Below are 25,452 nucleotides of genomic sequence, written 5' to 3'. Positions count from 1 at the left end.
AAAAAGCCTAAAATAGAGTCGAAAGCAGATAAAATTTACATCGGCATTTAATCAACCAATCAAATCGATAAGCCTATGAATATTGTCATCTTGGGGGCTGGACAGGTCGGCTCCTCATTGGCCGAACTGCTGGCTAACGAAAATAACGACGTCACCGTCGTCGATCTGGATCGCGCCCACTTACAAAGATTGCAGGACCGCCTGGATATTCGTACCGTCAGCGGCCATGCCTCTCATCCGGACATTTTGGAACAAGCGGGGCTTGAAGAAGCGGACATGCTCATCGCTGCAACTCAAAACGACGAAACCAATATTCTGGCTTGCCAAATTGCCCATATCCTGCATAAAACCCCAACCAAAATTGCGCGAGTCCGCAGCCGATCCTACCTCGATCATCCCGAGCTGTTTAGCCGCGGTTACAGTACCGATACCCTGCCGATTGATGTCTTAATCAGCCCGGAAACCTTGGTGACCAATTACATCCTGCAGCTCATCGAATACCCTGGCTCTTTGCAGGTTATCGACTTTGCAGAGGGCAAAGTTCGTTTGATTGCAGTGCGCGCCTACAAAGGCAGCTTGCTGGTCGATAAAAAGATCAAGGAACTCAAGAACTACCTGCCAAAAGAGGTCAAAACGCGGATTGTCGCTATCTATCGTAAAGACGAAGTGGTGATGCCAACCGGCGACGCCATGATCAAGCCGGATGACGAGGTCTTTTTCCTGGCTGAACCCAAGCACATCCCGGCAATTGTGGAGGAGTTGCGCCGCCATAAAGAGCGCCCATCGCGCAATATCATGATTGCCGGCGGTGGAAATATCGGTTTCAGTCTCGCTCAGGAATTGGAGAAGAAGCATCAGGTCAAACTGATTGACCATAATATCCAACAGGCTCGAACCGTCGCCGAAACACTGGAAAAAACCATCATTATTCATGGTGATGTTGCCGATAAGGACCTGTTGCTTGAAGAGAACATCGACGAAATCGATCTGTTTGTGGCGGTCACCAATTCCGATGAAGCCAATATCATCTCGGGCATGCTGGCAAAAAAACTCGGCGTACGCCGCGTCATCGCACTGGTGAACAACCAGTCTTACATCGAATTGATTCAGCTCAACAGCATTGATGTCGCTATCTCAGCCGACCAGATCACCACCAGTAAACTACTGCACTACATGCGTCAGGGCGACACCGTTCAGGCCGCCACCTTACGCCGCGGTGCGGCCGAAACCATGGAGGTCATCGCCCATGGCAGTGAAAACAGCTCTAAGGTAATCGGCCAACGCATCGGTGATATCGACTGGCCAAAAGACATTACTGTCGGCTGCATTATTCGCGAAGACCAAGTCCTCATCTCCCATCGTGATGTAGAGATCGAGGCCGAAGACCATGTCATTCTGTTTTTGACCGACCCGCAAAGTGCGCCGGCCATTGCAGAGCTGTTTACCCCTAAAGATTCAAAAAGCTGGCTCAACCCAACCGTCAGCAGTTCTTTTTAAGGTCATTTACCCCTCATGCATTCCAAGATCATCACCAAAGTATTCGGACTGCTGCTGATGGTATACAGTATCAGCCTGGTACCCCCGGTCATCATCTCGATTATCTACCGTGACGGCGCCTTTCTGGCCTTTTCCAGCGTCATGATGGGCGTATTTCTGCTTGGACTGTTTTTATGGTATCCGATTCGCAACCATAAACAGGACCTCAAAATCCGCGATGGTTTTTTAGTCGTGGTGATGTTCTGGACGGTACTGGGATTGGTCGGGGCCCTGCCGTTCTATATTGAAAAGGAAGTGCCGCTGACTCTGACCGATGCCATTTTTGAGTCCTTTTCCGGGCTGACCACCACTGGGGCGACCGTGTTAATGGGGTTAGACGAACTGCCTCACGCCATTCTCTGGTATCGTCAGCAGCTGCAATGGATGGGCGGCATGGGGATCATCGTTTTGGCCGTCGCCATCCTCCCCATGCTCGGCATCGGGGGCATGCAGCTATACCGTGCTGAGACCCCGGGTCCGATGAAAGACACCAAAATCGCCCCGCGCATTTCCGAAACGGCCAAATCCCTCTGGTATCTCTACCTTGGATTAACCCTGGCATGCGCCATCGGCTACTGGATGGCCGGCATGAGTTGGTTTGACGCCTTTGCCCACAGCTTTTCCACCGTTGCCATCGGCGGCTTTTCCACCCACGATGCCAGCATCGGCTATTTCAACAGCACCTCGGTGGAAATGGTCGCTATTCTCTTCATGTTTCTCTCCGGGATTAACTTTGCGCTGCACTTCAGCGCCTTCCGCCACCTGAGCGTATCGCCATACCGCTGGGACCCGGAATTCCGCGCCTATACAGGCCTGCTCGTTTTGGCCACGCTGGTGGTGACACTGTATCTCTATGTGCACGATGTTTACCCGACCCTGGAAGAATCCTTCCGTTATGGCGCCTTCCAGACGGTCTCACTGGCCACGACCACCGGCTTTGCCAATGCCGACTTTTCGGTATGGCCGGTATTCATCCCCGTGCTGTTGATTATGCTCAGCTTCATTGGCGGCAGCGCCGGTTCCACGGCAGGGGGGATGAAAATGATCCGGTTTGTCTTGCTGTTTAAACAGGGAACACGTGAAATCAAAGGCCTGCTTCACCCCAATGCGATTATGCCGGTCAAACTTCATGGCAAGCCGATTCCGGAAAAAGTCATGACTGCGGTCTGGGGCTTCTTCTCGGTCTACGCCTTCACCTTCGCCATTCTGATGCTCACCATCATGGCGCTTGGTGTCGACCAGGTCACCGCCTTCTCAGCCATTGCCGCGATGATGAATAATCTGGGGCCGGGATTGGGCGAAGTTGCCGCCAACTATCAGAGCATGAGCGATCCGGTAAAATGGGTGCTAACCTTTGCCATGCTGCTGGGACGTCTCGAAATTTTCACCTTACTGGTGCTGTTCACCGCGGCCTTCTGGCGCAAATAACCCCGTTAAGAAAAAATCCGAGAAAATCGCACTATGTCTGAACTGCCCGCTGTTTCCGCTACCGCTCAAAAATGGGATCAAAAATACGCTGACGCGACCGTACAGACACCGGCCAAGCCCTGCTTTGTGCTTAAACAGCATAGCGGTCTGCTGCCGTTTAAGGGCCGGGCTTTGGAGCTGGCATGTGGCTTGGGCGGGAATGCGCGTTTTCTGGCACAGTGCGGCCTGAAAACTCAAGCATGGGATATCTCCGACAGTGCCCTGACGGTATTGAATAACTGGGCCAGTCTAAACCAACTGCCGATTGAGCCCCTTATCACCGATCTGGAACAGATGCTTCTGCCCTATCAGCAATTTGATGTCATCGTGATCAGTCGCTACCTGGATCGCAAACTTTTTCCGCAAATCCGTGATGCCCTCAAGCCCGGCGGTTTGCTCTATTACCAGACCTTTCTGTCACCGGTTCAAGAGAATGCGCCAACTAATCCCGATTTCTACATTCACAGCGGCGAATTCAATCAGGCCTGGCCAGAACTGCACACTCGGGTTTATGGTGAAGGCTGGCTGCCAAATGAGAACGACGCTTCCGAACAACCGCTACGCCACCGATACGCTTGGTATGTGGGACAAAAAGCGTAAACTCGCTCATGTCTGACCGGCTTTCCGCTTCCGCAATCGGTTTTCTGCTGGCTATTGTCGGCACCGCCCTGTTTTCTCTAAAATCGATTTTTATCAAACTCGCTTATGCGCAAGGCCTGAATACCGACGATGTATTGATGCTGCGTATGGCCATCGCGCTTCCGGTCTATGTTGCGATCATGCTCTGGCTGCGGCGACAGCAAGAGGCTCCCATCGTGCAAGGGAAATGGCTGCAAATCGCTTTTTTGGGCTTTATCGGCTACTACCTCTCTTCGTGGCTCGATCTTAAAGGGCTGGAAATGATCTCGGCGCAGCTCGAAAGGTTAACCCTGTTTACCTACCCGATTTGGGTCGCTCTGCTGGGCGCCCTGTTTTTCAAAACTCCGCTGACCCGCAAGATCTTGCTCTCTCTCGTCATTACTTACTCAGGGTTATGGGTCGCCTTTTACCAGGAGTTGAGTTTTAGTGGAGAACAAACCCTGCTGGGTACACTGCTGGTGTTTCTGGCCGCACTGAGCTTTTCGTTTTATGTGCTGTTCGGCAAGAAGCTGATTCATCGGGTCGGCAGCCTCTGGTTTACCAGTTTGGCCATGACCATTTCCAGCCTTTTTGTGCTCACCCACTATGCTTTGCTGGCTGATTTCAGCGCACTTCAGGTTTCTCAACAGGCCTGGTTGTGGTTGGCGTTATTGGCGGTGTTCAGTACCGTCATTCCCAGCTTTATGATCAGTGAGGCCATCGCCCGCATCGGTCCGGCACAAACGGGTATCATCGGTTCGCTGGGGCCAATGGTGACCATCGTCCTAGCCGTGTGGATTTTACAAGAACCGTTTGGCATCTGGCATGCCATCGGATTGGGATTGGTGATTGGCGGTGTCACCTTTTTAACCTATTCCCCATCAAAGCCGTCGACACGCACTCCCCAAAACTGAACAGGCCTGTTCAGTTTTTTGAGCTTTTATAAATATCCTCAACGCCCGGCGGCGGCTTACGATAGCGTTTGTAAGACCATAGATATTGTTCCGGTGCCACGGCAATACAGGCCTCCACTCCGCGGTTAAGGGCGGCAGCGGCGACATTTTCATCGTCACTGGCGACTTCCGCTTCCGCCGGCAGATAGTGCAATCGAAACCCCTGCCCCTTGGGCAGACGCTCCATCACCACGAACAGAAACACGCAGTCCGACTTCTGAATCAGTTTGGAGACCAGCGTCATGGTGCGTGCCGGACGCCCGAAAAAAGCCGCGTAGACCCCGCCACGCTCTCCCGGATCTTGATCGGGCAGAATCGCCGAAAGGTGGCTCGCCTTGAGTGACTTGATCAGGTCACGCACGCCGCGAACATCCGTCGGTGCCAGCTTGGCACCATAACGGCTGCGCGCCTTGACCATAAAGGACTCTACTGACGCAATATTCGGCGGGCGATAGAGAAAAGTTGAAGGGTGCAGAGCGGACATATACATGCCATTGACTTCCCAAGCACCGATATGCGGGGCGAGCAGCAACACGCCACGGCCTTGTGCGACGGCCGCATCCATCAGCTCCTGGCCTCGCACCTCCTTGACCAAAGGCAAGAGTTTTGACTGCGGCCAGCGCCAAGCCGGCCCTAATTCGGTCGTCACTTGGCCCAGATGCAGCAAACTCCGTTTCAGGAGTTGCTTGCGCTGTGCGTCACTGAGGTTTGGAAAGGCGACTTGGAGATTTTTTTCACTGACTCGGCGATTGCTGTTAGGAATCCACCACAATAGATAACCGATAGCGATCCCGATCCCCTGATTCAAACGCAACGGCAACCAGCTGAAAAGAACAATCAACCCTTTTAGAGTCGCGCCCAACCAGGCCTGTTCATTTTGGATCGGCTGCTTTTTGGCCATGATCAGTTCTCTGCTTCCGCGGATTCCGCTTCAGTTGCCTGCAACAAGGCCGCTTGGCCGTCGTGATTGTCATCGGCAATCAGCGGCTGCATTGCAGTCCACAAATTGGCATACAAGTGTTTGTTTTTCTTTTCCTGCCCCAACAGCAGTGCCTTGGTGTCGGCACGCGCTTGCGGCTTGGCATAACAAGCGGGACAGTTATCGGGAATCACCGGAAGTCCGGCCGATTCAGCAAAATCGCGCGTCTGGTTTTCACGCACACGCACCAGCGGGCGAATAATGCGAATGTCACCGTCGTCATTCAGATAGTGCGCTTTCATCGTGCGCAACTGCCCGGCATTGAAGGCGGACATAATGAAACTCTCCGCCAGGTCGTCCAAATGCTGTGCCAGGGCCAAAACGTTATAGCCTTCTCGACGGCATACCGTATACAAAATACCGCGCTTCTGGCGAGCACAGAAACTGCAGAACGAGTCGCCTTTCATGCGCTCTTCCGCCAGGCCGACCATATCTTCGGTTTCGTAAAAATAGGGCACCTCCATTTTGGCACACCACTCTTTTAACGGTGAGGGATCAAACCCTGGAATTTCGGGATCAATGGTACACGCGGCCAACTCAAACTTGATCGGCGCATGGCGTTGCAAATGCTTAAGCACCACCAGCAGGGTTAAGGAGTCTTTACCCCCGGACAGGCCGAGCAACACCCGGTCGCCGTCGCGCAACATTTTAAATTGTGCCATCGCTCGTCCGACCGGTTTCATAATCGCCTTAGGCGGTTTAATCCAGTCTTTGGTGCGTTCTTTTTTGGTGAGCTTTGTCGCCTGCTCGGGCTGTTGGTTTTCTTTCATTACTTGGTTTAGCAACTGAAATCTGAATGGAAATGACGGTATTTTACACCGCTTAACAAGACAATCCTAACCGGCTTACAGAAAGCCCCGTTATGGCGAGGAGTGACCTGGAAAAAATTACCTGGGAAAACGCGATTATTGATTAAGCGCCAACTGCTCGGCAATCTCTTCTTTCCAGCTTTGTGATAACGCTTCGGTCTGAACCGCAGCTTGCAATAGAGGACGGCTTTTGGGGTGCTGTGGATGCACACGGGCTAGGCAAAGATTGCGAACCGTCACCGTTTCAAAGGTCGGTCTCTGATCTTGGGGGGCTGCAAAAAGCGACACCCCATCCCCTTTCTTAACCAGGCCTTCTTTCAACACGCGACAATAAAAGCCGACATGGCCGCTCTCACAGTAACTTTTGACAAACTCTCCCGCCGTTTTCCAATGCGGCAACGCTGCGACCTGTTCCGCCAGCCGCCAACACGGCATATGCGGCTGACTCACTTCCAACAGAGCGCTGCCCACCCGCAACCGGCTTCCTATGGTAACCTGCTCGGCATCAATCCCCGAAATCGTCAGGTTTTCTCCCAAAAAACCATAAGGGGCATCAATGTGGAAACGGCGGTAGTTTTCTACCGGCATAATAAACACCGCGCGATCCGCACCGCCATGCTCGGCATCGGCCTGCTCATCGCCCTCGAATCCCAAAAGGCCAAGTTGCACCCAGCCATGAACCGGCGCCTTATCGATTGCGGAAAACACCTCCTGGCCTTGCCAGACTTTGCGGGCTCTTTGCCCTATATTCACCGATTCGACTCGCATTGCCCCTCTCCTTTAATGCGTGATTCGCAACGGCAGCCTGCTCTCTTATCGCCTACAAAACAGCACGAAAAGGCACCTTACAACAACCCCGGAACGTTTTTATACAGAATAAACGCCCCCATCAGTACCAGGAAAACAGCAAAGCCTTTTTTAAGTTGTTCTTGATTTACTTTACTACTGATCTGGTGCCCCAGCCAGCCGCCAACCACACCAATCGCGGAAAAAATCCAGATCACCGTCCAATCGATGTTCAAGTTTAACGCATGCAATACCGGCAGGTAGCTGACAAAACCGGCAAACGATTTCACCGCAATAATGACCAAGCTGGTGCCGACTGCAAGGCGCATTGACAAGCCTCCCAAGAGCACCAACGCCGGAATAATCAGAAAGCCGCCGCCGACACCGACCAACCCGGTAACCGCGCCCACAATGAAACCGTCTAAGGCAATTTTGTACATGGCGCGTTCGGCGTGCTCCTGATTTGCGTCGTCCAGTTTAACCGGGCGAAACATCAGAAAAGCCGCAATCAGCATCAAGGCGGCAAAAATCAGCATCTGAATAGCGTCGCTGACAAAATGAGCCGCCCACGCCCCAGCCGAAGCCCCGATCATTCCCGGCACCCCAAACAGTACCACCGTGCGCCATTTCACCAACTTTTGACGCGCATACGGAATGGCAGAAAAAACGCTGATGATACCGACAATCATCAAAGACCCGGCAATCGCCACCTTGGTTTCCTGACCAACCAAATACGTCAGAACCGGCACCGTTAAAATCGATCCGCCAGACCCTAGCAATCCCAGCGTAATTCCAATAACCAGTGCCCCAATCCAAGCTAACAACATCCGTTTTTCCTTTTTATTTCGTAACGATTCAAACGAACACCCCCCATATCAAGATATTTTTAACACAGTTTTAAGCGCGACGTTTCAACAATACACCACTTTCGATGTGGTGGGTGTACGGAAACTGATCAAACAGAGCGGTTTCCACCACATCATGGGTTTGGGCAATGTGCTGCAAATCACGCGCCAACGTCTCCGGGTTGCAGGAGATATATAAAATCCAATCGTATTCACACACCATTTGGCGGGTCAGATCATCCAAACCGGCTCGCGGCGGATCGACAAATATGGTTTGAAAATCATAAGAGGCCAAATCGATCTCTTTGAGACGGTTAAACGATTTGCCTTGCAAGGCTTCAGACACCTCTTCCGCCGCCATCTTGAGAATGGTCAAATTGCGCACGCCATTGGCTTCGATATTAAACTGCGCCGACTGCACTGAGGTTCTGGAAATCTCGGTGGCGAGCACTTTTCGAAAGCGTTCGGCCAAGGCAATCGAAAAATGGCCGTTACCGCAGTACAGCTCAATCAAATCCCGATCTGCATCAAAATAGCGTTCCGCCATCTGTCGACTCCAGCCTAACATAGGCTGCGCCATAAACGGATTAGGCTGCGTGAAACTGTTCTCTACCTGCTGATAAGTGAAGCTTTTGCCATCCACCTGCAGCTGTTCCACCACATAGTCCTGATCGAGCACCACTTTCTGCTTGCGGGCACGCCCAATAATATGATTAATCGGCAGCCTCTCTTTTAAACGCTCCGCGGCTTCCAACCAGGCCTGATCGGTTTCAATCGGACGCCGGTAAATCAATGTCACCAGCATCTCACCGCTCAAGGTGGCCAAGAAATCCACTTGAAACAACTTCAAACGTAACACCGGCGTCGCCACAATTTCCCGCATCAGTTGAGGCATCAGTTCATCAATCGCTTTCAATGCCATCGGGCAGGCATCCAGCTTGACCTTCTCCCGCGTTTCCGGGTTAAACATAATGTAATCGGTTGAGTCGTCATCATGCCACACGCGGAATTCGGCACGTGCCCGGTAGTTCTGTTTGGGGGAAGCAAAGACGGACAGCGGGGCATCGGTATTCAACAGCGCGGTTAAACGCTGAATTTTGTCATCAAGTTGAGATTGATAGTCTTGGGGAAAAACTTGGCAGAGCATGCAAAAATTCCAGTTTTGACGGCATTCGGTTGGCCTGTTTTTTTCACGCCAGCGAACACTTTTAAATCCGTCCATTATAGCAAAACTCAATCTATAAAGAATGGACGCCACAACCGTGTATGAGTTCACCGTTATCAAACACTTACTCACAATCGATATTCGATTCTTCCAACCATCAAAAGACAGCCAAAACGCCTTTTAAAAAATAAGATTAAATACGTAACATTTAATCGCCTGCCCAGCCATTATTTGCTACACTGAAAACTTGCACTCTCACCCCAATAAATTAAACTGATCCCTATATTAAAAACCTAACCTGTTGCTGACATTCATGAGCCAAGACGCCTTTCTGATTATTGACGATCAAAAATCCATTACCCTACTGCTCAAAGACCAGTTACAAAAACTCACGAGCCTGCCTATTCTGACCTGCCATTCATTGGCGGAAGCCAGAAAACTCTTGGGTTCGGATTATCATTTTGTGGTCTGTTTGAGCGATCTGCACCTTCCCGACGGCGAGCCGGGAGAAGCGATTGAACTGCTCCACAGCCGGCACATTACCACGGTCGTCTTAACTGCGACCTATAATGACAAAACCCGCCAGGAGATGTTCAAACAAAAGGTCGCCGATTACGTCGTCAAAGACAGCCCGTCTGCGATTCACTATGCCGTGCAAACCGCGTTCCGTCTATACCAAAACGCACGTCGTCACATCTGGCTGGTCACCTCCTGGAAATCCCACTATAGCTCAAAACTTTCAGGCCTGCTGCGCGTCCACCGTTATCAGGTCACCGTATTCGAGAACAATAATGAATTCTTATCCGCTTTGCGCGAAAAACACCCCGATCTGGTACTGCTGGAAGGCAGCGAAGCCACGTGCGACCAAAGTTCCACCCCCTATGAGGTAGTCAGCCGTGTGCGGCAGTCGTACACACAAAATCAACTGCCCATTCTGGCCTGCGAAACCAGTGCCAATATCGCCACTGCGATTAAGCTGATGAAGTACGGTGTCAACGACTTTTTCAATCTCGAGTTCACCGCCGAAGAACTGTATGTTCGCGTCAAACAGAACATTGAACAGACGGCCGCCTATAAAGAGATCGAACATATTTCTCGCACCGACGCCTTAACCGGCCTGTTTAACCGCGGCTACTTCTTTAGCCATGGCCAATGGCTGTTTGACCAGCTTAAAAACCATCAAAAGTACTTCTTTGTACTCATGGCGGACATCGATCACTTCAAATCGGTCAATGACACCTACGGTCATCAAAAGGGCGATGAGGCGATTCAATTTGTCAGCCAACACCTTCAAGACACCTTCAATCACTTTCTAGCGGCCCGCTTTGGCGGCGAGGAGTTCTGCATTCTTGGAGAAGTCAACGATGCGAGTGAGATCGAATCACTAAGTGAAACCCTGAGACACCGCATTGAGCAACACTCCCCGGATGCACTCGGTCTGCCCTTGACCTTGAGTCAAGGGCTCACCTACTCGGGCGTATCCTTGGATGAAGCCATTGCCAAGGCGGACAAAGCACTCTACCGCGCCAAGGAGTCCGGGCGCAACCGCGTCGAAGTCGAATTTTGAACCCATTCGAGCCAAACTAAGCCGCTGAAAAACCCTCTATCCCGCCTCTCTCGAATCCAATCCATAAACCCTTGGCGGGTTATTAGTGATTGTGTTGCAAATCGGGTAAAATAGCGCGATTCAACCGATGCATATAGATGGTATTTTCAATGACTCAACGAAGCGAACGTCTCCAACAACTTAAATCCCTGCTGAAACAGCGCGTACTTGTGCTGGATGGTGCGATGGGCACCATGATTCAAGGCATGAATCTAAGCGAAGAAGACTTTCGCGGTGAACGCTTTGCCGACTACCATATGGATATCAAAGGCAACAACGATATCCTGGTCATCACCAAGCCGGAAGCCATCCGCGACATTCACTTACAGTTCCTGCGCAAAGGCGTCGATATTCTCGAGACCAACTCCTTCAATGCCACCACCATCGCCCAGGCCGATTACGACATGCAGGAGTATGTCAGCGAAATCAACCTGGCCGCCGCCAAAGTCGCGCGCGAAGCCTGTGACATCGCCGAAGCCGAAGACGGCAAGCCGCGTTTTGTGGCCGGAGTCTTGGGGCCAACCAACCGTACCGCTTCGATCTCGCCGGACGTCAACGATCCCGGCTACCGCAACACCTCGTTCGACGAACTGGTCACGGCCTACAAACAGGCCACGCATGCCTTGCTCGAAGGTGGCGTAGACACCATTCTGATTGAAACCATCTTCGACACCCTCAACGCCAAAGCGGCCATTTTCGCGGTCAAAGAGGTGGAAAAAGAAGTCGGTTACGAAGTTCCCATCCAATTAAGTGGAACCATCACCGACGCGTCCGGACGTACCCTTTCCGGTCAGACCACCGAGGCGTTCTACAATGCCGTCGCCCATGCGGAACCTTTGTCGGTCGGTTTGAACTGCGCTTTGGGGCCCGAGGAACTGCGCCCTTACGTCGAGGAATTGAGCCGCGTCTGCGAAACCTATGTCTCCGTTCACCCCAACGCCGGTCTGCCGAACGAGTTCGGCGAATACGACGAAACCCCGGAACAGATGGCGGCCGAGATCGCGGTGTGGGCGGAAAAAGGCTGGATCAACATCATCGGCGGTTGCTGCGGCACCACACCGGATCACGTTAAAGCCATGGCAGACGCGGCACTGGCTCACCCGGCGCGCGCCTTGCCGGAAATTCAACCGGCCTGCCGCCTGTCCGGTCTGGAGCCGCTCAACATCGACGAGAGCTCGCTGTTCGTCAACGTCGGCGAGCGTAACAACGTCACCGGTTCCGCCAAATTCAAGCGCCTGATCATCGAAGAGAACTACGAAGAAGCGATCGAAATTGCGGTCAAGCAGGTGGAAGACGGTGCCCAGATCATCGACATCAATATGGACGAAGGAATGCTCGACGCCAAGGCATGCATGATTAAGTTCCTCAACCTGCTGGCGTCGGAACCGGAAGCCTCGCGGGTACCGATTATGATCGACTCCTCCAAATGGGAGGTCATCGAGGCGGGTCTGAAATGCATTCAGGGTAAAGGCGTGGTCAACTCTATCTCGCTGAAAGAGGGGGAAGAGAAGTTCATCGAACAGGCCAAACTGGTGAAACAGTACGGCGCCGCCGCCATTGTCATGGCCTTTGACGAAACCGGACAGGCGGATACCCTGGAACGCAAAATCGAAATCTGTGAACGCTCCTACAAGGTGCTGACCGAAAAGGTTGGCTTCCTGCCGCAGGACATTATTTTCGACCCCAACATCTTCGCGGTGGCGACCGGGATCGAAGAACACAACAACTACGGCCTGGACTTCATCAATGCCGTCACCTGGATCAAACAGAACCTGCCTTATGCCAAGGTGTCCGGCGGGGTGTCCAACGTCTCCTTCTCGTTCCGCGGCAACAACCCGGTGCGTGAAGCGATCCACTCGGTCTTCCTCTACTACGCGATCAAGGAAGGCATGGACATGGGGATCGTCAACGCCGGACAGATGGCGATCTACGATAACCTGCCGGAAAAACTGCGCCTGGCCGTTGAAGACGTTATCTTGAATAAAGACCCTGAAGCCGGAGAGCGCCTGCTGGAAGTGGCTGAAGAGTTCCGTGGCGACGGTACGGCTGCCGGTAAGGTGCAAGACACCGCTTGGCGCGAAGAGTCAGTGGAAAAACGCCTTGAACACGCACTGGTCAAAGGGATCACCGACTACATTGAAGCCGATACCGAAGAGGCCTACCAAAAACTCGGCTCGGCCCTGCTGGTGATTGAAGGGCCATTGATGGACGGCATGAACGTGGTCGGCGACCTGTTCGGTTCCGGAAAAATGTTCCTGCCGCAGGTGGTCAAATCCGCCCGCGTGATGAAGCGCGCCGTGGCCTATCTTGACCCATACCTGATGGCGCAAAAAGCCGAAGGTCAGGCGCAAGGCAAAATTGTCATGGCCACCGTTAAGGGCGACGTGCACGACATCGGTAAGAACATCGTCGGCGTAGTGCTGCAATGTAACAATTTCGAGGTCATCGACCTCGGCGTCATGGTACCGGCGGAGAAGATTCTCGACACCGCCATCGAACAGGGTGCCAACGTCATCGGCCTGTCCGGGTTGATCACCCCCTCTCTGGAAGAGATGGTCAATGTCGCCAAACTGATGAAAGAGCGCAATATGGACCTGCCGTTGCTGATCGGTGGCGCGACCACCTCCAAAGCGCACACCGCAGTGAAGATCGAACCGCAATACGACCATCCGGTCGTGTATGTTAAAGACGCCTCGCGTGCCGTGGGGGTGGCGCAGAGCTTGATCTCCAACGACCTGAAAGCCGACTTTGCCGCCAAGATCCGCGCCGAATACGAACAGGTGCGTGAGGAGCGTAAAGCGCGAGCCAAACAGGTGAAGCGTATTCCAATCAACAAGGCGCGCGAAAACCCAGCCCTGACTGAGCAGGCCTGGTCTGAATTCACACCGGTCAAACCGAGCTTCTTGGGCAACAAGGTGCTGGAAGACTTCCCACTGGAAAAACTGGTCGAGCGTTTCGACTGGTCGCCGTTCTTCCAGTCCTGGGAGCTGCACGGCCTCTACCCGCGCATTCTCGATGACAAGGTCGTCGGTGAAGAGGCGCGCAAGGTGTTTGCCGACGCCCAGATCATGCTCAAGCAGATCATCGACGAGAAGTGGCTCACCGCCAAAGCGGTTTACGGCTTCTATCCGGCCAACCGCGTCGGCGACGACATTGAGGTCTATACCGACGAATCGCGCACCCAAGTACTGCACACTTTCCACCACCTGCGCCAGCAGGCGGAGAAAAAACGCGGCGGAGCCAACAACTGTCTGTCGGATTTCATCGCCCCCAAAGAGAGCGGCGTAGCCGACTACATCGGTTTCTTCGCGGTGACCGCGGGGATCGGCATCGACGAACACATCGAACGCTTTGAAGCGGCGCATGACGACTACCGTTCGATTATGCTCAAAGCCCTGGCCGACCGTTTTGCCGAAGCCTTTGCCGAAACCCTGCATGAAATGGTACGTAAACAAGAGTGGGGCTACGCGCCGGACGAGAATCTGGACAACGAAGATCTGATCCGTGAACGCTACCAGGGTATCCGTCCGGCGGCGGGTTATCCGGCTTGCCCGGATCACACCGAAAAAGGCACGATTTGGGAACTGTTGAAACCGGATACCACCATCGGCCTGGACATCACCGAAAGCTTTGCGATGACACCGACCGCCGCAGTTTCCGGAACCTACTTCGCGCATCCGGAAAGCCGCTACTTCGGTGTCGGTTCACTCGGCCGCGATCAGGTTGAAGACTACGCCCAGCGCAAAGATTGGACGATCGAAGAAGCCGAAAAATGGCTCGCACCGAACCTGGGTTACGATCCGGAAGATTTTGCACAGTAACTGTCTATACAAAAGGGCGATTTATTCGCCCTTTTCACTTTCTAAGCACATCCAACCATTAGACATGCGGTCCGCAACTGGTTACACTCATACCCATGAAAAATTTATTACTCAAACTCGCCGCCCCGATTCTGAATCCTCTGGAAAATGCCGAAGGGGATTTTGAATACAGTCCCTCGCACCGCAAGGTGCTGAAAGTCATGGGCTTTATGTTTGTCTCACTCGGGTTTGTCGGTGCCTATTTTTCACTGCTCGCCAATCAGATTGCGGGGCTGTTCCCGGTGCTTATTTTCGTAGCCATAGGCCTGCTCAGTTTGCTGGTGGCCTATTTAGGCAGCGACAAGGCGGTGGCCAAACTGTGGCGCAACCGCAATGAAACCTACACTAAATAACCAAAAGTCACCAAGCCTGGTTAATTTAGTTTAGAAAAACCATTTTCATTTTCTCCCACAACCAGTCATGCGCCAACATTCAACCTCCCAAAAGTTACTGGACAGCGTTAGCGCGCTTCTGCCATTCATTAAACAGGCCGCCGCAGAGTCCGAGCAACTTGGGCATTTGCGTAATGATGTTTTGGAAGCGCTGTTCGAACAGCGCTTGTTCCGATTGTTTATTCCACAAACCTACAATGGCGAACCGACCGATCTGTTGACGGCCCTGCGTGTGTTTGAATTGGTAGCGTCGGCGGACGGCGCGACCGGATGGCTGGTGATGATCGGCGCCGGCGGCGGACTGTTTTCCGGATTTATCGAAGACGTCGCCGCGCGGGAAATCTTTGCGCCGGAACGTGCGGTGATTGCCGGTTCGGGCACACCGTCCGGCATGGCAACCACAACCGTAAACGGCTTCAACGTCTCCGGCCGATGGGCCTATGCCAGCGGCGCGCATCACGCCACCTGGTTTACCGCCAACTGCCAAATTGACGGCAACGGCAATGAAATCACCGCCGTGGCCGTGCCTGCTGATCAAGTGACGATTCATAACACCTGGTCGGTATTCGGTATGCAAGCCACCGGCAGCCACGATTTCAGCATCGACGCGGTTGCGGTGACAAAAGCCTATACCTTCTCCCTCGCTAACGAACCGCTATTGGACGATCCGATTTTTCGCTGCCCGCTGGAAACCCTGGCCAGCCTCTCTTTTGCCAGCGTGGCCATCGGCATTGCGCAACATGCACTGACCGCTTTCAGTGAATTTGCCCAGCACAAATATCTGCCGGCTTGCTCACAACCGCTTGCCGAAGATGCCGACGTTCAGCAACGTTGCGATAGGGCCCATCGCTTGATTTTCTCCGCTCGTGACCGGCTCTACCAGTTAGCCGAAGAGGTTTGGAAACAAGCCGAAAACGGTCATAATCCTGAAGAAGCCTTGCGTCACCAGGTGCAGCAAGCGGGTGTGGACATGGTGCAGGATTGCCTTACAGCGATCGACCTTTTGAAAGCCCGCGCCGGCATGATGGCGGTCTTCAATGATTCTGCATTTGGTCGCGCCTGGCGCGATCTGCATACGCTCAGCCAACATGCCTTTGTGACGCCTAAATAACAGTTTGAATAAACACACTTTTTCGCTAGACATACAGATTTCTTATATTTCATAAAAATCTTTTATCCGAGAGCAAAAATCCCTACTTTGACCCCGGATATCGAAATAGACAAAATATTGTTACTCTATAAAAATTATTTATAAGGAAACACTTATGGATGTGATCGTCTGGGCCGGCTGGCTTGGAGGTTTGGCCATTGGCTTTTTTGTCATCCTGCACTTCTGGCTAATGGGAAAACCAGCCGGTTGTTCAACGGGTTACGGCAATGTTTGTGGCCTGATCTGTAAAAAAATGCAGTATTACCGTGAAGGCGAATACAGCAACCCAAACAATACCAAGCTGTGGTTTTTAATCGGGATTCCTCTGGGAGGCCTGCTGAGTGCATTGACCTCACCGGAACCGTGGCACATTACCTTTGACATGGGCATGTATGAAGACATTCTGCCGCAGTCGGATGCGGCTAAAGCGATCTGGCTGATGTTCGGCGGCATGCTGCTCGGATTTGGCGCACGACTGGCTGGAGCCTGTACCACAGGGCATGCCCTGGTGGGTGGTGCGATGATGAATCCGCCCAGCCTGCTGGCTGGTGCGGTGTTTTTCATCAGCGCTTTTGTCACTACGCAACTGCTGTTTTTTAACTTTTAACGGCGCGGCTGACTAAAACGGTTAACGGATTCGATTATGTATAAATTTCCATTACTGAAAAGCATCAAGCTGTTTCTGATCTCGTTCAGCTTTGTGTATCGTTCCAACTTTCTCGCCCTGCTGATGGGCTTGATGTTTGGTTTTTTGATGAGTCGTGCAGGGGCCACCACCTTTGATTATCACGCCAAAATGTTTTTGATGATCGACTTCCAGCTGATGGAGGTGATTGTCACCGCGGTCATCATAGCGATGATCGGTGTATTTCTGCTCAAAAAATTCCATGTGCGCGCGGTCACTACCGGGGCCGAGGTGGACTTTGTCAAAAAACCCTACCAAAAAGGCCTGATTGCCGGCGCCATGCTGTTTGGTATCGGCTGGGCGATGACCGCCTCCTGTCCGGGCACGGTTCCCGCTATGCTTGGTGAAGGCAAGCTCAGTGCGCTGTTTGTGTTAGGCGGCTTGCTGCTGGGCACCATGGCTTATGGCGTGTTGCAAAGCTTTATCGCTAATAACGGCCGAATTCGCGACACATTGAAAGAAGACAGCTGCGACCGGCCTTAGTGTATTTTCGACAGGCCTGCCCACCAGGCCTGTTGCGTTTCAAAAAGCCGGTTTAACCACCTGAAATAATTACATAAATTCGAGGGGTTAAGCGGTTTTTGTCTATATTCCTCGTCAAATTTCTTTATAATACTCCCTTTTTTAAACCCTTAGGCCCGTGTTCCCACACTAAGCGACTGTTTTATCAGAGAAAAGAGACATCCGCGCCTAAGCACGAGAGAGAGTAACTCCTGAATGAGTACACAACATATTCGTAATATCGCCATTATCGCTCACGTTGACCACGGTAAAACCACCCTAGTTGACCAATTGCTGCGTCAATCCGGCACATTGGACGAGCGCAAAGATACCGGCGAGCGCGTGATGGACTCCAACGACCTGGAAAAAGAGCGTGGCATCACCATCCTGTCTAAAAACACCGCCATCAACTGGAACGACTACCGCATCAATATCGTGGACACTCCGGGCCACGCCGACTTCGGTGGCGAGGTAGAGCGTATCCTGTCGATGGTGGATTCGGTATTGCTATTGGTTGACTCGGTTGAAGGACCGATGCCGCAAACCCGCTTTGTAACCGAAAAGGCGCTACAGCAAGGTCTGAAGCCGATCGTCGTCATCAACAAAATCGACCGTCCTGGCGCACGTCCGGACTGGGTACTGGATCAGACTTTCGACCTGTTCGACCGGTTGGGGGCCACTGATGAGCAGATGGACTTCGATGTCTTGTATGCCTCTGGTCTGAACGGTTTTGCCGGCTACGATGACGATGTCCGTGACGGTGACATGCAGCCGGTCTTTGAAACCATCGTGGAAAAAGTCTCGCCACCGGACGTGGATCTAGGCGGTCCGTTCCAGCTGCAATGTATCTCTCTGGATTACGATACCTATAAAGGGGTCATCGGTACCGGGCGTATCAAGCGTGGTTCGGTTCAAGTCGGTATGCCGGTCAGCATCATCGACGCGAAAGGCAATAAGCGTAACGGTAAGATCGGTGAGCTATTCGGCTATCACGGTCTTGAGCGTATTAACGTCGACGAAGCGCATGCGGGGGACATCGTCGCCTTTACCGGTCTGGACCCATTGAACATCTCGGATACCTTGTGTGATCCAAACCACCCGGAAGCGTTGCCTCCATTGACGGTTGACGAGCCAACGGTCAGCATGACTTTCCAGGTTAACGATTCACCATTCGTGGGCCAGGAAGGTAAGTTGTTGACTTCGCGTCAGATTCGCGAACGTTTGGAAAAAGAACTTCTGACCAACGTGGCATTGCGTGTTGAAGATACAGATGACGCCAACAAGTTCCGCGTTTCTGGCCGTGGTGAGCTGCATTTGTCGGTTCTGATCGAAACCATGCGTCGTGAAGGCTTTGAAATGGGGATCTCACGTCCCGAAGTTATCTTCAAGGAAGTGGATGGCGAAATCCAGGAACCTTATGAAAACCTGACCGTTGACGTTCCGGAAGAATCTCAGGGAACGATCATGGAGAAACTGGGGATGCGTAAAGCCGAAATGGTCGACATGGTTCCAGACGGACACGGTCGCGTGCGTATCGACTTTGTGATTCCTTCACGCGGTTTGATCGGTTTCCGTACCGAATTCATGACCGCCACTCAGGGTAACGGCTTGATCTTCTCAAGCTTCTCTCACTACGGTCCGAAATTCTCCGGTTCGCTCGGTGAGCGCACTAACGGGGTATTGATCTCTATGGGTCAAGGTAAAGCACTGGCGTTCGCGCTGTTCAACCTGCAAGACCGCGGACGTCTGTATATCGGCCACGGTGATGAGGTTTATGAAGGCATGATCATCGGTCTGCACAGCCGTGCTAACGACCTGACGGTTAACCCTCTAAAAGGTAAGCAGCTGACCAACATGCGTGCCGCCGGTACGGATGAAGCCTTGACGTTGACCCCGCCGATCCGTTTCTCGTTAGAGCAGGCGTTGGAATTTATCGACGATGACGAGCTGGTTGAAGTCACCCCAGAAAGCGTACGTATCCGTAAAAAACTATTGACGGAAAACGAGCGTAAACGCGCGGGCCGTCAAAAAGACTAAGCCAAACGTTTACCCATCACATAACGCTTGATAAAGCCGGTCTGAATAGGGAGTTCGCTGCCTTTCAGATCGGCTTTTTTACTTTAAAATCCCGATAAATTGGGTAAACTGATGGAATAATCAGAAAAAATACAGAATAACATGCACTATCACGCCCTCTACCCCCCGATTGAACCCTACACCCAACACAGTTTGCAAGTTGACCACCGGCACACCTTGCATGTTGAAGAGAGTGGTAATCCTGACGGCATTCCTGTGGTGTTTCTCCACGGCGGCCCCGGTGGCGGCTACAGTGCGGTGCATCGCCAATTTTTCAATCCAGACCGTTACCGCATTATTTTGTTTGATCAGCGCGGCTGCGGCAAATCGCGTCCGCATGCGTGTTTAACCAACAACACCACTGCCCACCTGATTGAGGATATGGAAAAAATCCGCCGCCATCTGCAAATTGACAAGTGGCTGTTATTTGGCGGCTCCTGGGGGTCGACGCTGGCACTGCTGTATGCTGAAACCTATCCGGAGCGTTCGCTTGGCTTGATTCTGCGCGGCATTTTTCTGTGTCGCAAACAGGATGTGGAATGGTTCTATCAGCAAGGGGCCGACCGTTTTTATCCGGATTATTGGCAGGACTTCATTGCCCCGATTGCGGAGAGGGAACGCGGCAACATGATTTCCGCTTATCACACCATCCTCACCAGTGAGGATGAGGTAGCCCGCATGCGCGCGGCAGAGGCCTGGTCCGTTTGGGAGGGACGCACGTCCACCCTGCAGACCGATCCCGATCTAGTTAATCACTTCGGCGATCCATTCCATGCTTTGGCCATGGCGCGGATTGAATGCCATTACTTCTATCATGATGCCTTTATTGAGGATAATCAGATTCTGAAGCATGCGGCGATTTTGCGCAAACTGCCAATCACCATCGTTCACGGACGCTACGACATGGTATGCCCGGTCAACCAGGCCTTTGAATTGGTGGAAAAGTTGCCCGACGCCAAACTGATCATCTGCAATCGTGCCGGTCACTCGGCGTTTGAAGAGGAAATCAGCGAAGCGCTGGTTCAGGCCACCGACGATTTTGCCGACCAGATGGAGGCGCTATGATCTGTCTGATTCAACGCGTGACTCAAGGGCAGGTGGATATTGCAGGTGAAACCGTGGGCAAAATCCGCTCAGGCCTGGTGGTATTGACCGGATTCCAACCGCAGGACACGATGGAGACGGTACAGAAAATGACCCATAAGCTGCTGCACTACCGCCTGTTTGCCGATGACAACGACAAAATGAACCTGAACGTGCAGCAGGTGAATGGTGAGCTGTTGCTGGTGCCGCAATTTACCCTGGCGGCCGATACCCGTTCCGGGTTGCGCCCCAGTTTTAGCCGCAGTATGCCACCACAGCAGGCCGAACCTTTGTTTGATGACTTTGTCGCTGCGGTCACACAAGCTTACCAGGCACCGCAAACCGGGCGTTTTGGTGCCGACATGCAGGTCTCGCTGACCAATAACGGTCCCGTCACCTTCTGGCTTGAAGTCTAGTGGACTTGGCCATGCCAGCGAAAGATTCCATTTCCATCGCCTATCTTGACGAACTGCATGCCGCCATCGGTTCACGCCTAGCGCTGATATTGCAAAGCTACGTCCAAACCAGCCGGGAGCACATCAACGCCCTGATCGAGGCACTCCAGCAGCATGACAGCGCTAAAATGGCCGATATATGCCATACCCTGAAAGGCAGCTCGGCCAATATCGGTGCCATCGTCCTGCCTCAACTGTGCCAACAGCTGCAAGAATCTGCCGGGGGAGAGGCTTCCCCTCAAAAGTTCAATACCCTTGCACAGATTCTTTCAATGATTAAAAGTGAAAATTCAGCGATAATAGAACGTTTGGATGCTTATTTAAATTCGATTCAGAATTGAACCCAAGACAACGGAGTTGTTATGCACTACCAGGTTACCGAAGATGAAAAGAGACGTGCGAAAACGCCGCACCACATTTTCAACATCAATATCATTATCACTCATCTATTCATTTCGATGATCGTGTTAGAAATTGGGGATACCGCCCAACTGCTGCTGGTTCCGGTAATCTCTTCACTCGTGATTGCTTATCTGTACTTTAAACGCAAGCAGGTTGTGGAACAAGACACTTGGTTTGTGGCATCTCACTGGACCATGGCATGGCGTCGCGGACGTATTCTGCTGATCAGCTATGCAATCGCCATCGGCATGGTGGCACTGTACACCTTGATTGACTTGATTTTCCCAGGCGGCTTCACCATGAACGATTTCTCGACCGAAGGCGGGCAAACCAACCTGGGCGAGATCATTACCATCCGCTTTGCCGCCGTGGTGATTTTTGTGGCAGTACTGATTACCTTTATGCAAACCGGCATTTCGGTTTACGACGCAGGGAATGGCATCTCCAACCCTGCGATTGAAAAATTCCTGCCGCGCGCTGCGGGCGCGAATGCGGAACTGGGCAACGGCAGTGACGAAGCACCGGCTCACGCTGACTCAAACAAGAACAAGGGTGAGTCCTAACCATGGCCGATTCTAAAAAACGCTCAATCCCGCCGTTTCTGATTGTTCTGATCGGTTCTTTTCTTCTGCTGGCACTGTTTATTTCGATTGAACCACAGCATGAAGAAGTTGATGAGGCGATGCTGCCGTGGAACTCCGCCTTTGATGAACAAGGGAATTTGCACGCTTTAGGCATTACCTTGAAACACACCACCCTTAGAGAAGCGATGGAAATCTATGGCAAGGATGTTGAACTGCGTCTGTTTACCGATCACGACGGCAGCAATAAAAGTGCTGAGGCCTATTTCCCGACGGTTTTCATCGGTTCGATTAAGGCGGCGATTGCCGTGCGCCTGATCGCCTCACCTGAAGAGCTAGAAGCCGTTTATAACCGTGGCGCCAAGATCAGCCCAACAGGCTCAGGGGCTAAAGAGGTTAAAATGTCGTCCGCCGACAATTTAGCCTTTCTCGATAAAACCATTTCCAGCATAACCCTGATTCCACGCAAAAACCTGACGCAACGCGCGATTGACATGCGTTTTGGCGAACCGGATTACAAGGAAAAACAGGATGATCAACTGGATCACTGGTTCTACAAGCAACGCGGATTGGAACTGATCATTGACCCGGAAGGCCCGGAAGCGCTGCAATACAGTTCAGCAAAATAAACACGGCCTTGCACCTCAAAAGCAAAAAGCCCGCACAGATGGTTTTCTATAGCGGGCTTTTTTATAGGTGAAAAAATAGAAACTGTTTTGACAAACGGAACAGGCCTGTTCCGTTGCTCAATCTTTCAAATCTTCGAATCGACACTAAGACCTTTTATCTGTCGCCTCTGTTTCAAACGCCTTTTCTTCAGCGCTTTCAGATTGCTTAGCCTGAGCGTCGTTCGCTTCTGTTTTTTTCGTTTCCTCGGGATACTCATCCTCCATGAAGATACGGTTGGCCGCACCGTCCAGATCGTCAAAATGGCCGTTTTTTGCCATCCAAATAAACACGACCACCACCAGAAAACCGAAAAACAGCATCATCGGAATCAAGCCATAAATCACTTCCATTAGCGCGCTCCTCGTTTACGTTGTTCAATGGCTCTACGCCCAAAAAAGCTGCGGATCCGCGCTGCGTTACCAATAACCACCAAACTACTTAACGGCATGGTAATCGCTGCAATCAACGGGGTTAACGTGCCGCTCATAGCCAGTGGGACCATAATCACATTGTAGGTAATGGAACTGGCGATATTCTGGCGAATCGTTCTTAAGGTACGCGCCGAGAGTGCCACGGCGGTATCTACCGCCATCAGATCATTGCCCATTAACACAATATCCGCGCTGTCCATGGAAACATCCGTGCCGGAACCCAACGCAATTCCCACATCCGCACGCACCAAAGCAGGCGCATCGTTAATCCCGTCACCCACCATGGCCACCACTTTATCCTGTGCCTGCAGCTCACGAATCACCTGGTTTTTATCTTCCGGCAACACCTCGGCGATCACATCCATGCCGCCCAGTTTTTCCGCAACCCGTTCGGCGACTAATTGCTGATCACCACTAAGCAAAGTCACCTGTTTGCCTGCCGCCTTGAGTCTGCGAATCAGTTCAGGCGCCTCAGCACGCAGCTCGTCCTCAACAAAGAGCACTCCCTGTACCTTTTTGTCCTTAGCCACCCAGATCGCAGTTTGTGCCAACTTGGCGTGAGCCTGGGCCTGTTCAAGCAAAACATTCGGTAACTCAATCTGCAAATCGCTCAGCCATTTAGCAGTACCGACATTGATCTGGTGGCCATTGATTTCCCCCTGGACACCTTTACCGGGAACTGCCTTGAAAGCTTGAACCTCAAACCAATCCTTAGTGTGCAGATCGTATTGTTCCTGAATCGAATCACAAATCCCGCGGGCCAGGGAGTGTTCGGAACGATGCTCAACCGAACCCACCTCCTGCATTAACGCAGCCGTATCCACCCCTTCGATCCATTGGCTGTCTACCACTTTCATTTCGCCTTTGGTCAAGGTACCGGTCTTATCAAATACAAAATGCTCAACGGTATTCAGGGTTTCCAATACGGCCCCGTTTTTAACCAAAATTCCGTTACGCGCCGATACGCCGGAGGCAACGGCAATCGCCATAGGTGTGGCCAGCCCGAATGCACAAGGACAAGTGATGATGAGGACGGCCGTACCGGTCATAATGGCAAATTCAATGCCGGCGTTAAAGAACCAGTAAACAAAACTCGCAACAGCCAGAGTAATGGTGACACTGACGAACCACGGCATGATCTTGTCCGCCGTACACTGAATCGGGGCTTTCGATCCCTGAGCTTCCTCCACCATATGCACAATGCGTCCAAGCTTGGTGTCCTGCAAAATGGCATCCACTTCAACCGTCAGACTTCCATCGATATTGATGGTACCGGCAGAAACCCGGTCGCCGATTCCTTTTTCGATTTCACGCGATTCACCACTGAGCATGGATTCATTCACCATGCCGTGACCGTCTACCAAATGGCCATCCACCGGAAATTGATCGCCCGGTTTGACCACGATACGGTTTCCCTTCACTAGCGTTCTAACCGGTACGACCTGGGTTTCACCATCAATCAATTGCCGGGCGACTTTGGGCTGTAGATCCATTAAGCGCCTTGAGGCATCAATGGCTTTGTTTTTCGAAATCGCTTCCAGATAGCGACCGATTAGCAGCAGGAACATAAAATCGATCAAGGTATCAAAGTAGACGTCGCCAACATTCTCCGGATGCAGCGTTACCCAGCATGAGTAGAGGTAGGTGGTCGCCATCCCCAAGCTGATGGACACATCCATTCCGACCGATTTCGATCGAATGGAAGTCCACGCCCCCTTAAAAAACGGTTGACCCGAATATGCTAGGGTAATGGTGGCGATGATCAGCTCCAGCCAATGGAAGTAGTTGCGATATTCCAGATCATCGGCCGCGCCGCTATACAGGGCAACAGAAAACCACATGACATTCATCATCGCAAAACCGGCAAAACCTAAGCGGTAAAGCAGGTCACGATTGGCTTTTCGGTAGGCCTCCTCACTCGCGGAGGGGTCATACGGCGTGGCATCGTAACCGATGCTATTAAGCTTTTTGATGATATCTGAAAGCTTGATTCGACTGTTATCCCAGCGGACTTTGATCTGTTTATTGGTGAAATTCACCCGTGCCAATAGGATGCCATCCATTTTTGCCATCGTGTGCTCAATCAGCCAAACACACGCGGCACAGTGAATCGCCTCCGACATCAAGGTAATTTCGCGTCGATCGCTTAAATCGGACACGTATTGCGACTGCACTTCATCGTAGTCGTAAAAATCGATATCTTTATTTGGTGGTGGAGGCGGAGAAAGCAGTTCACCATCCGGTGTGCGCTGATAAAAGCTCTGCATGCCGGCTTCGTAAATGACCTCACATACACTGGCACAGCCATGGCAACAAAAGGTTTGTTCTTCGCCCTCAATCGGTTTTAAAACAACCTCACCTTCAGGAATCGCCTGACCGCAATGAAAACAGTTTTGTGCCATT

Annotated in this window: 23 protein-coding genes; 16 read left to right on the top strand and 7 right to left on the bottom strand. The window is 52.1% G+C overall.

Annotated elements, in window-relative coordinates:
- Positions 1-75 precede the first annotated feature (75 nt).
- The 4 genes from trkA to QCB44_RS09465 are packed head-to-tail and all read left to right on the top strand — an operon-like array spanning position 76 to position 4,535.
- The gene (trkA, locus tag QCB44_RS09480) at positions 76-1,497 is read left to right on the top strand and encodes a Trk system potassium transporter TrkA (protein ID WP_279409710.1); all 1,422 of its coding nucleotides are present in this window, start codon (positions 76-78) and stop codon (positions 1,495-1,497) included.
- A gap of 15 nt (positions 1,498-1,512) precedes the next feature.
- Positions 1,513-2,964, top strand: coding sequence for a TrkH family potassium uptake protein (locus tag QCB44_RS09475; RefSeq protein ID WP_279409709.1), 1,452 nt, complete (start codon positions 1,513-1,515; stop codon positions 2,962-2,964).
- Positions 2,965-2,997: 33 nt separating this feature from the next.
- Positions 2,998-3,603, top strand: coding sequence for a class I SAM-dependent methyltransferase (locus QCB44_RS09470; RefSeq protein ID WP_279409708.1), 606 nt, complete (start codon positions 2,998-3,000; stop codon positions 3,601-3,603).
- A gap of 8 nt (positions 3,604-3,611) precedes the next feature.
- The gene (locus tag QCB44_RS09465; protein ID WP_279409707.1) at positions 3,612-4,535 is read left to right on the top strand and encodes a DMT family transporter; all 924 of its coding nucleotides are present in this window, start codon (positions 3,612-3,614) and stop codon (positions 4,533-4,535) included.
- Positions 4,536-4,545: 10 nt separating this feature from the next.
- Here the strand turns inward: QCB44_RS09465 and QCB44_RS09460 are convergent, their stop codons facing one another.
- The 5 genes from QCB44_RS09460 to trmA form a co-directional block, all read right to left on the bottom strand.
- Entirely contained in the window at positions 4,546-5,475 is a 930-nt protein-coding gene (locus QCB44_RS09460) for a lysophospholipid acyltransferase family protein (protein WP_279409706.1), read from the bottom strand.
- A 2-nt stretch (positions 5,476-5,477) separates the two neighbouring features.
- Positions 5,478-6,236, bottom strand: coding sequence for a tRNA 2-thiocytidine biosynthesis TtcA family protein (locus QCB44_RS09455; protein ID WP_279409791.1), 759 nt, complete (start codon positions 6,234-6,236; stop codon positions 5,478-5,480).
- A gap of 222 nt (positions 6,237-6,458) precedes the next feature.
- On the bottom strand, positions 6,459-7,130 hold the full coding sequence (locus QCB44_RS09450; protein ID WP_279409705.1) for an MOSC domain-containing protein: 672 nt from the start codon (positions 7,128-7,130) through the stop codon (positions 6,459-6,461).
- Positions 7,131-7,207: 77 nt separating this feature from the next.
- The gene (locus tag QCB44_RS09445) at positions 7,208-7,975 is read right to left on the bottom strand and encodes a sulfite exporter TauE/SafE family protein (protein WP_279409704.1); all 768 of its coding nucleotides are present in this window, start codon (positions 7,973-7,975) and stop codon (positions 7,208-7,210) included.
- A 70-nt stretch (positions 7,976-8,045) separates the two neighbouring features.
- Positions 8,046-9,140 carry a tRNA (uridine(54)-C5)-methyltransferase TrmA gene (gene trmA, locus QCB44_RS09440; RefSeq protein ID WP_279409703.1) on the bottom strand — a complete coding sequence of 365 codons (1,095 nt, stop codon included), beginning with the start codon at positions 9,138-9,140 and terminating at the stop codon, positions 8,046-8,048.
- A gap of 331 nt (positions 9,141-9,471) precedes the next feature.
- Here trmA and QCB44_RS09435 point away from each other — a divergent pair, with 331 nt between their 5' ends.
- From QCB44_RS09435 to QCB44_RS09380, 12 genes are all read left to right on the top strand, one after another.
- The gene (locus tag QCB44_RS09435) at positions 9,472-10,725 is read left to right on the top strand and encodes a diguanylate cyclase (RefSeq protein WP_279409702.1); all 1,254 of its coding nucleotides are present in this window, start codon (positions 9,472-9,474) and stop codon (positions 10,723-10,725) included.
- 149 nt (positions 10,726-10,874) lie between these two features.
- Entirely contained in the window at positions 10,875-14,585 is a 3,711-nt protein-coding gene (gene metH, locus QCB44_RS09430; protein ID WP_279409701.1) for a methionine synthase, read from the top strand.
- A gap of 95 nt (positions 14,586-14,680) precedes the next feature.
- Entirely contained in the window at positions 14,681-14,977 is a 297-nt protein-coding gene (locus tag QCB44_RS09425; protein ID WP_279409700.1) for a hypothetical protein, read from the top strand.
- 67 nt (positions 14,978-15,044) lie between these two features.
- Positions 15,045-16,127: a hypothetical protein gene (locus QCB44_RS09420; RefSeq protein ID WP_279409699.1), complete on the top strand. Its 1,083-nt coding sequence runs from the start codon at positions 15,045-15,047 to the stop codon at positions 16,125-16,127.
- 154 nt (positions 16,128-16,281) lie between these two features.
- On the top strand, positions 16,282-16,773 hold the full coding sequence (locus QCB44_RS09415) for a YeeE/YedE thiosulfate transporter family protein (RefSeq protein ID WP_279409698.1): 492 nt from the start codon (positions 16,282-16,284) through the stop codon (positions 16,771-16,773).
- Positions 16,774-16,809: 36 nt separating this feature from the next.
- Complete coding sequence (locus tag QCB44_RS09410; RefSeq protein ID WP_279409697.1) at positions 16,810-17,334, top strand: YeeE/YedE thiosulfate transporter family protein; 525 nt, start codon at positions 16,810-16,812, stop codon at positions 17,332-17,334.
- A 234-nt stretch (positions 17,335-17,568) separates the two neighbouring features.
- Positions 17,569-19,389, top strand: a complete 1,821-nt coding sequence (gene typA, locus QCB44_RS09405; RefSeq protein WP_279409696.1) for a translational GTPase TypA — start codon at positions 17,569-17,571, stop codon at positions 19,387-19,389.
- Between the two features lie 141 nt (positions 19,390-19,530).
- The gene (gene pip / locus QCB44_RS09400) at positions 19,531-20,493 is read left to right on the top strand and encodes a prolyl aminopeptidase (RefSeq protein ID WP_279409695.1); all 963 of its coding nucleotides are present in this window, start codon (positions 19,531-19,533) and stop codon (positions 20,491-20,493) included.
- Positions 20,490-20,927: a D-aminoacyl-tRNA deacylase gene (gene dtd, locus QCB44_RS09395; RefSeq protein ID WP_279409694.1), complete on the top strand. Its 438-nt coding sequence runs from the start codon at positions 20,490-20,492 to the stop codon at positions 20,925-20,927. Before pip ends, dtd begins: the two co-directional genes overlap by 4 nt.
- An 11-nt stretch (positions 20,928-20,938) precedes the next feature.
- On the top strand, positions 20,939-21,307 hold the full coding sequence (locus QCB44_RS09390) for an Hpt domain-containing protein (RefSeq protein ID WP_279409693.1): 369 nt from the start codon (positions 20,939-20,941) through the stop codon (positions 21,305-21,307).
- A 21-nt stretch (positions 21,308-21,328) separates the two neighbouring features.
- Positions 21,329-21,931 (top strand): hypothetical protein, encoded by a 603-nt coding sequence (locus QCB44_RS09385; RefSeq protein ID WP_279409692.1) that lies wholly within the window; start codon positions 21,329-21,331, stop codon positions 21,929-21,931.
- A 2-nt stretch (positions 21,932-21,933) separates the two neighbouring features.
- Entirely contained in the window at positions 21,934-22,578 is a 645-nt protein-coding gene (locus QCB44_RS09380; RefSeq protein WP_279409691.1) for a hypothetical protein, read from the top strand.
- 144 nt (positions 22,579-22,722) lie between these two features.
- On the opposite strand, the gene ccoS is transcribed toward QCB44_RS09380, so the two are convergent.
- Together ccoS and QCB44_RS09370 are read right to left on the bottom strand one after the other, a co-directional pair.
- Positions 22,723-22,968, bottom strand: coding sequence for a cbb3-type cytochrome oxidase assembly protein CcoS (gene ccoS / locus QCB44_RS09375; protein WP_279409690.1), 246 nt, complete (start codon positions 22,966-22,968; stop codon positions 22,723-22,725).
- A complete protein-coding gene (locus QCB44_RS09370; RefSeq protein WP_279409689.1) occupies positions 22,968-25,451 on the bottom strand; it encodes a heavy metal translocating P-type ATPase in 2,484 nt (827 codons plus the stop codon). The genes ccoS and QCB44_RS09370 overlap by 1 nt, the downstream gene beginning before the upstream one ends.
- Between the last annotated feature and the right edge of the window lies 1 nt (position 25,452).

Origin of the sequence: Thiomicrorhabdus sp. zzn3 (genome assembly GCF_029767755.1) — a bacterium.
In the GTDB taxonomy this organism is placed as follows: Bacteria; Pseudomonadota; Gammaproteobacteria; order Thiomicrospirales; family Thiomicrospiraceae; genus Thiomicrorhabdus.
The sequence above is the reverse complement of the archived record's forward strand: the minus strand, read 5'-3'. Positions and strand labels throughout refer to the sequence as shown.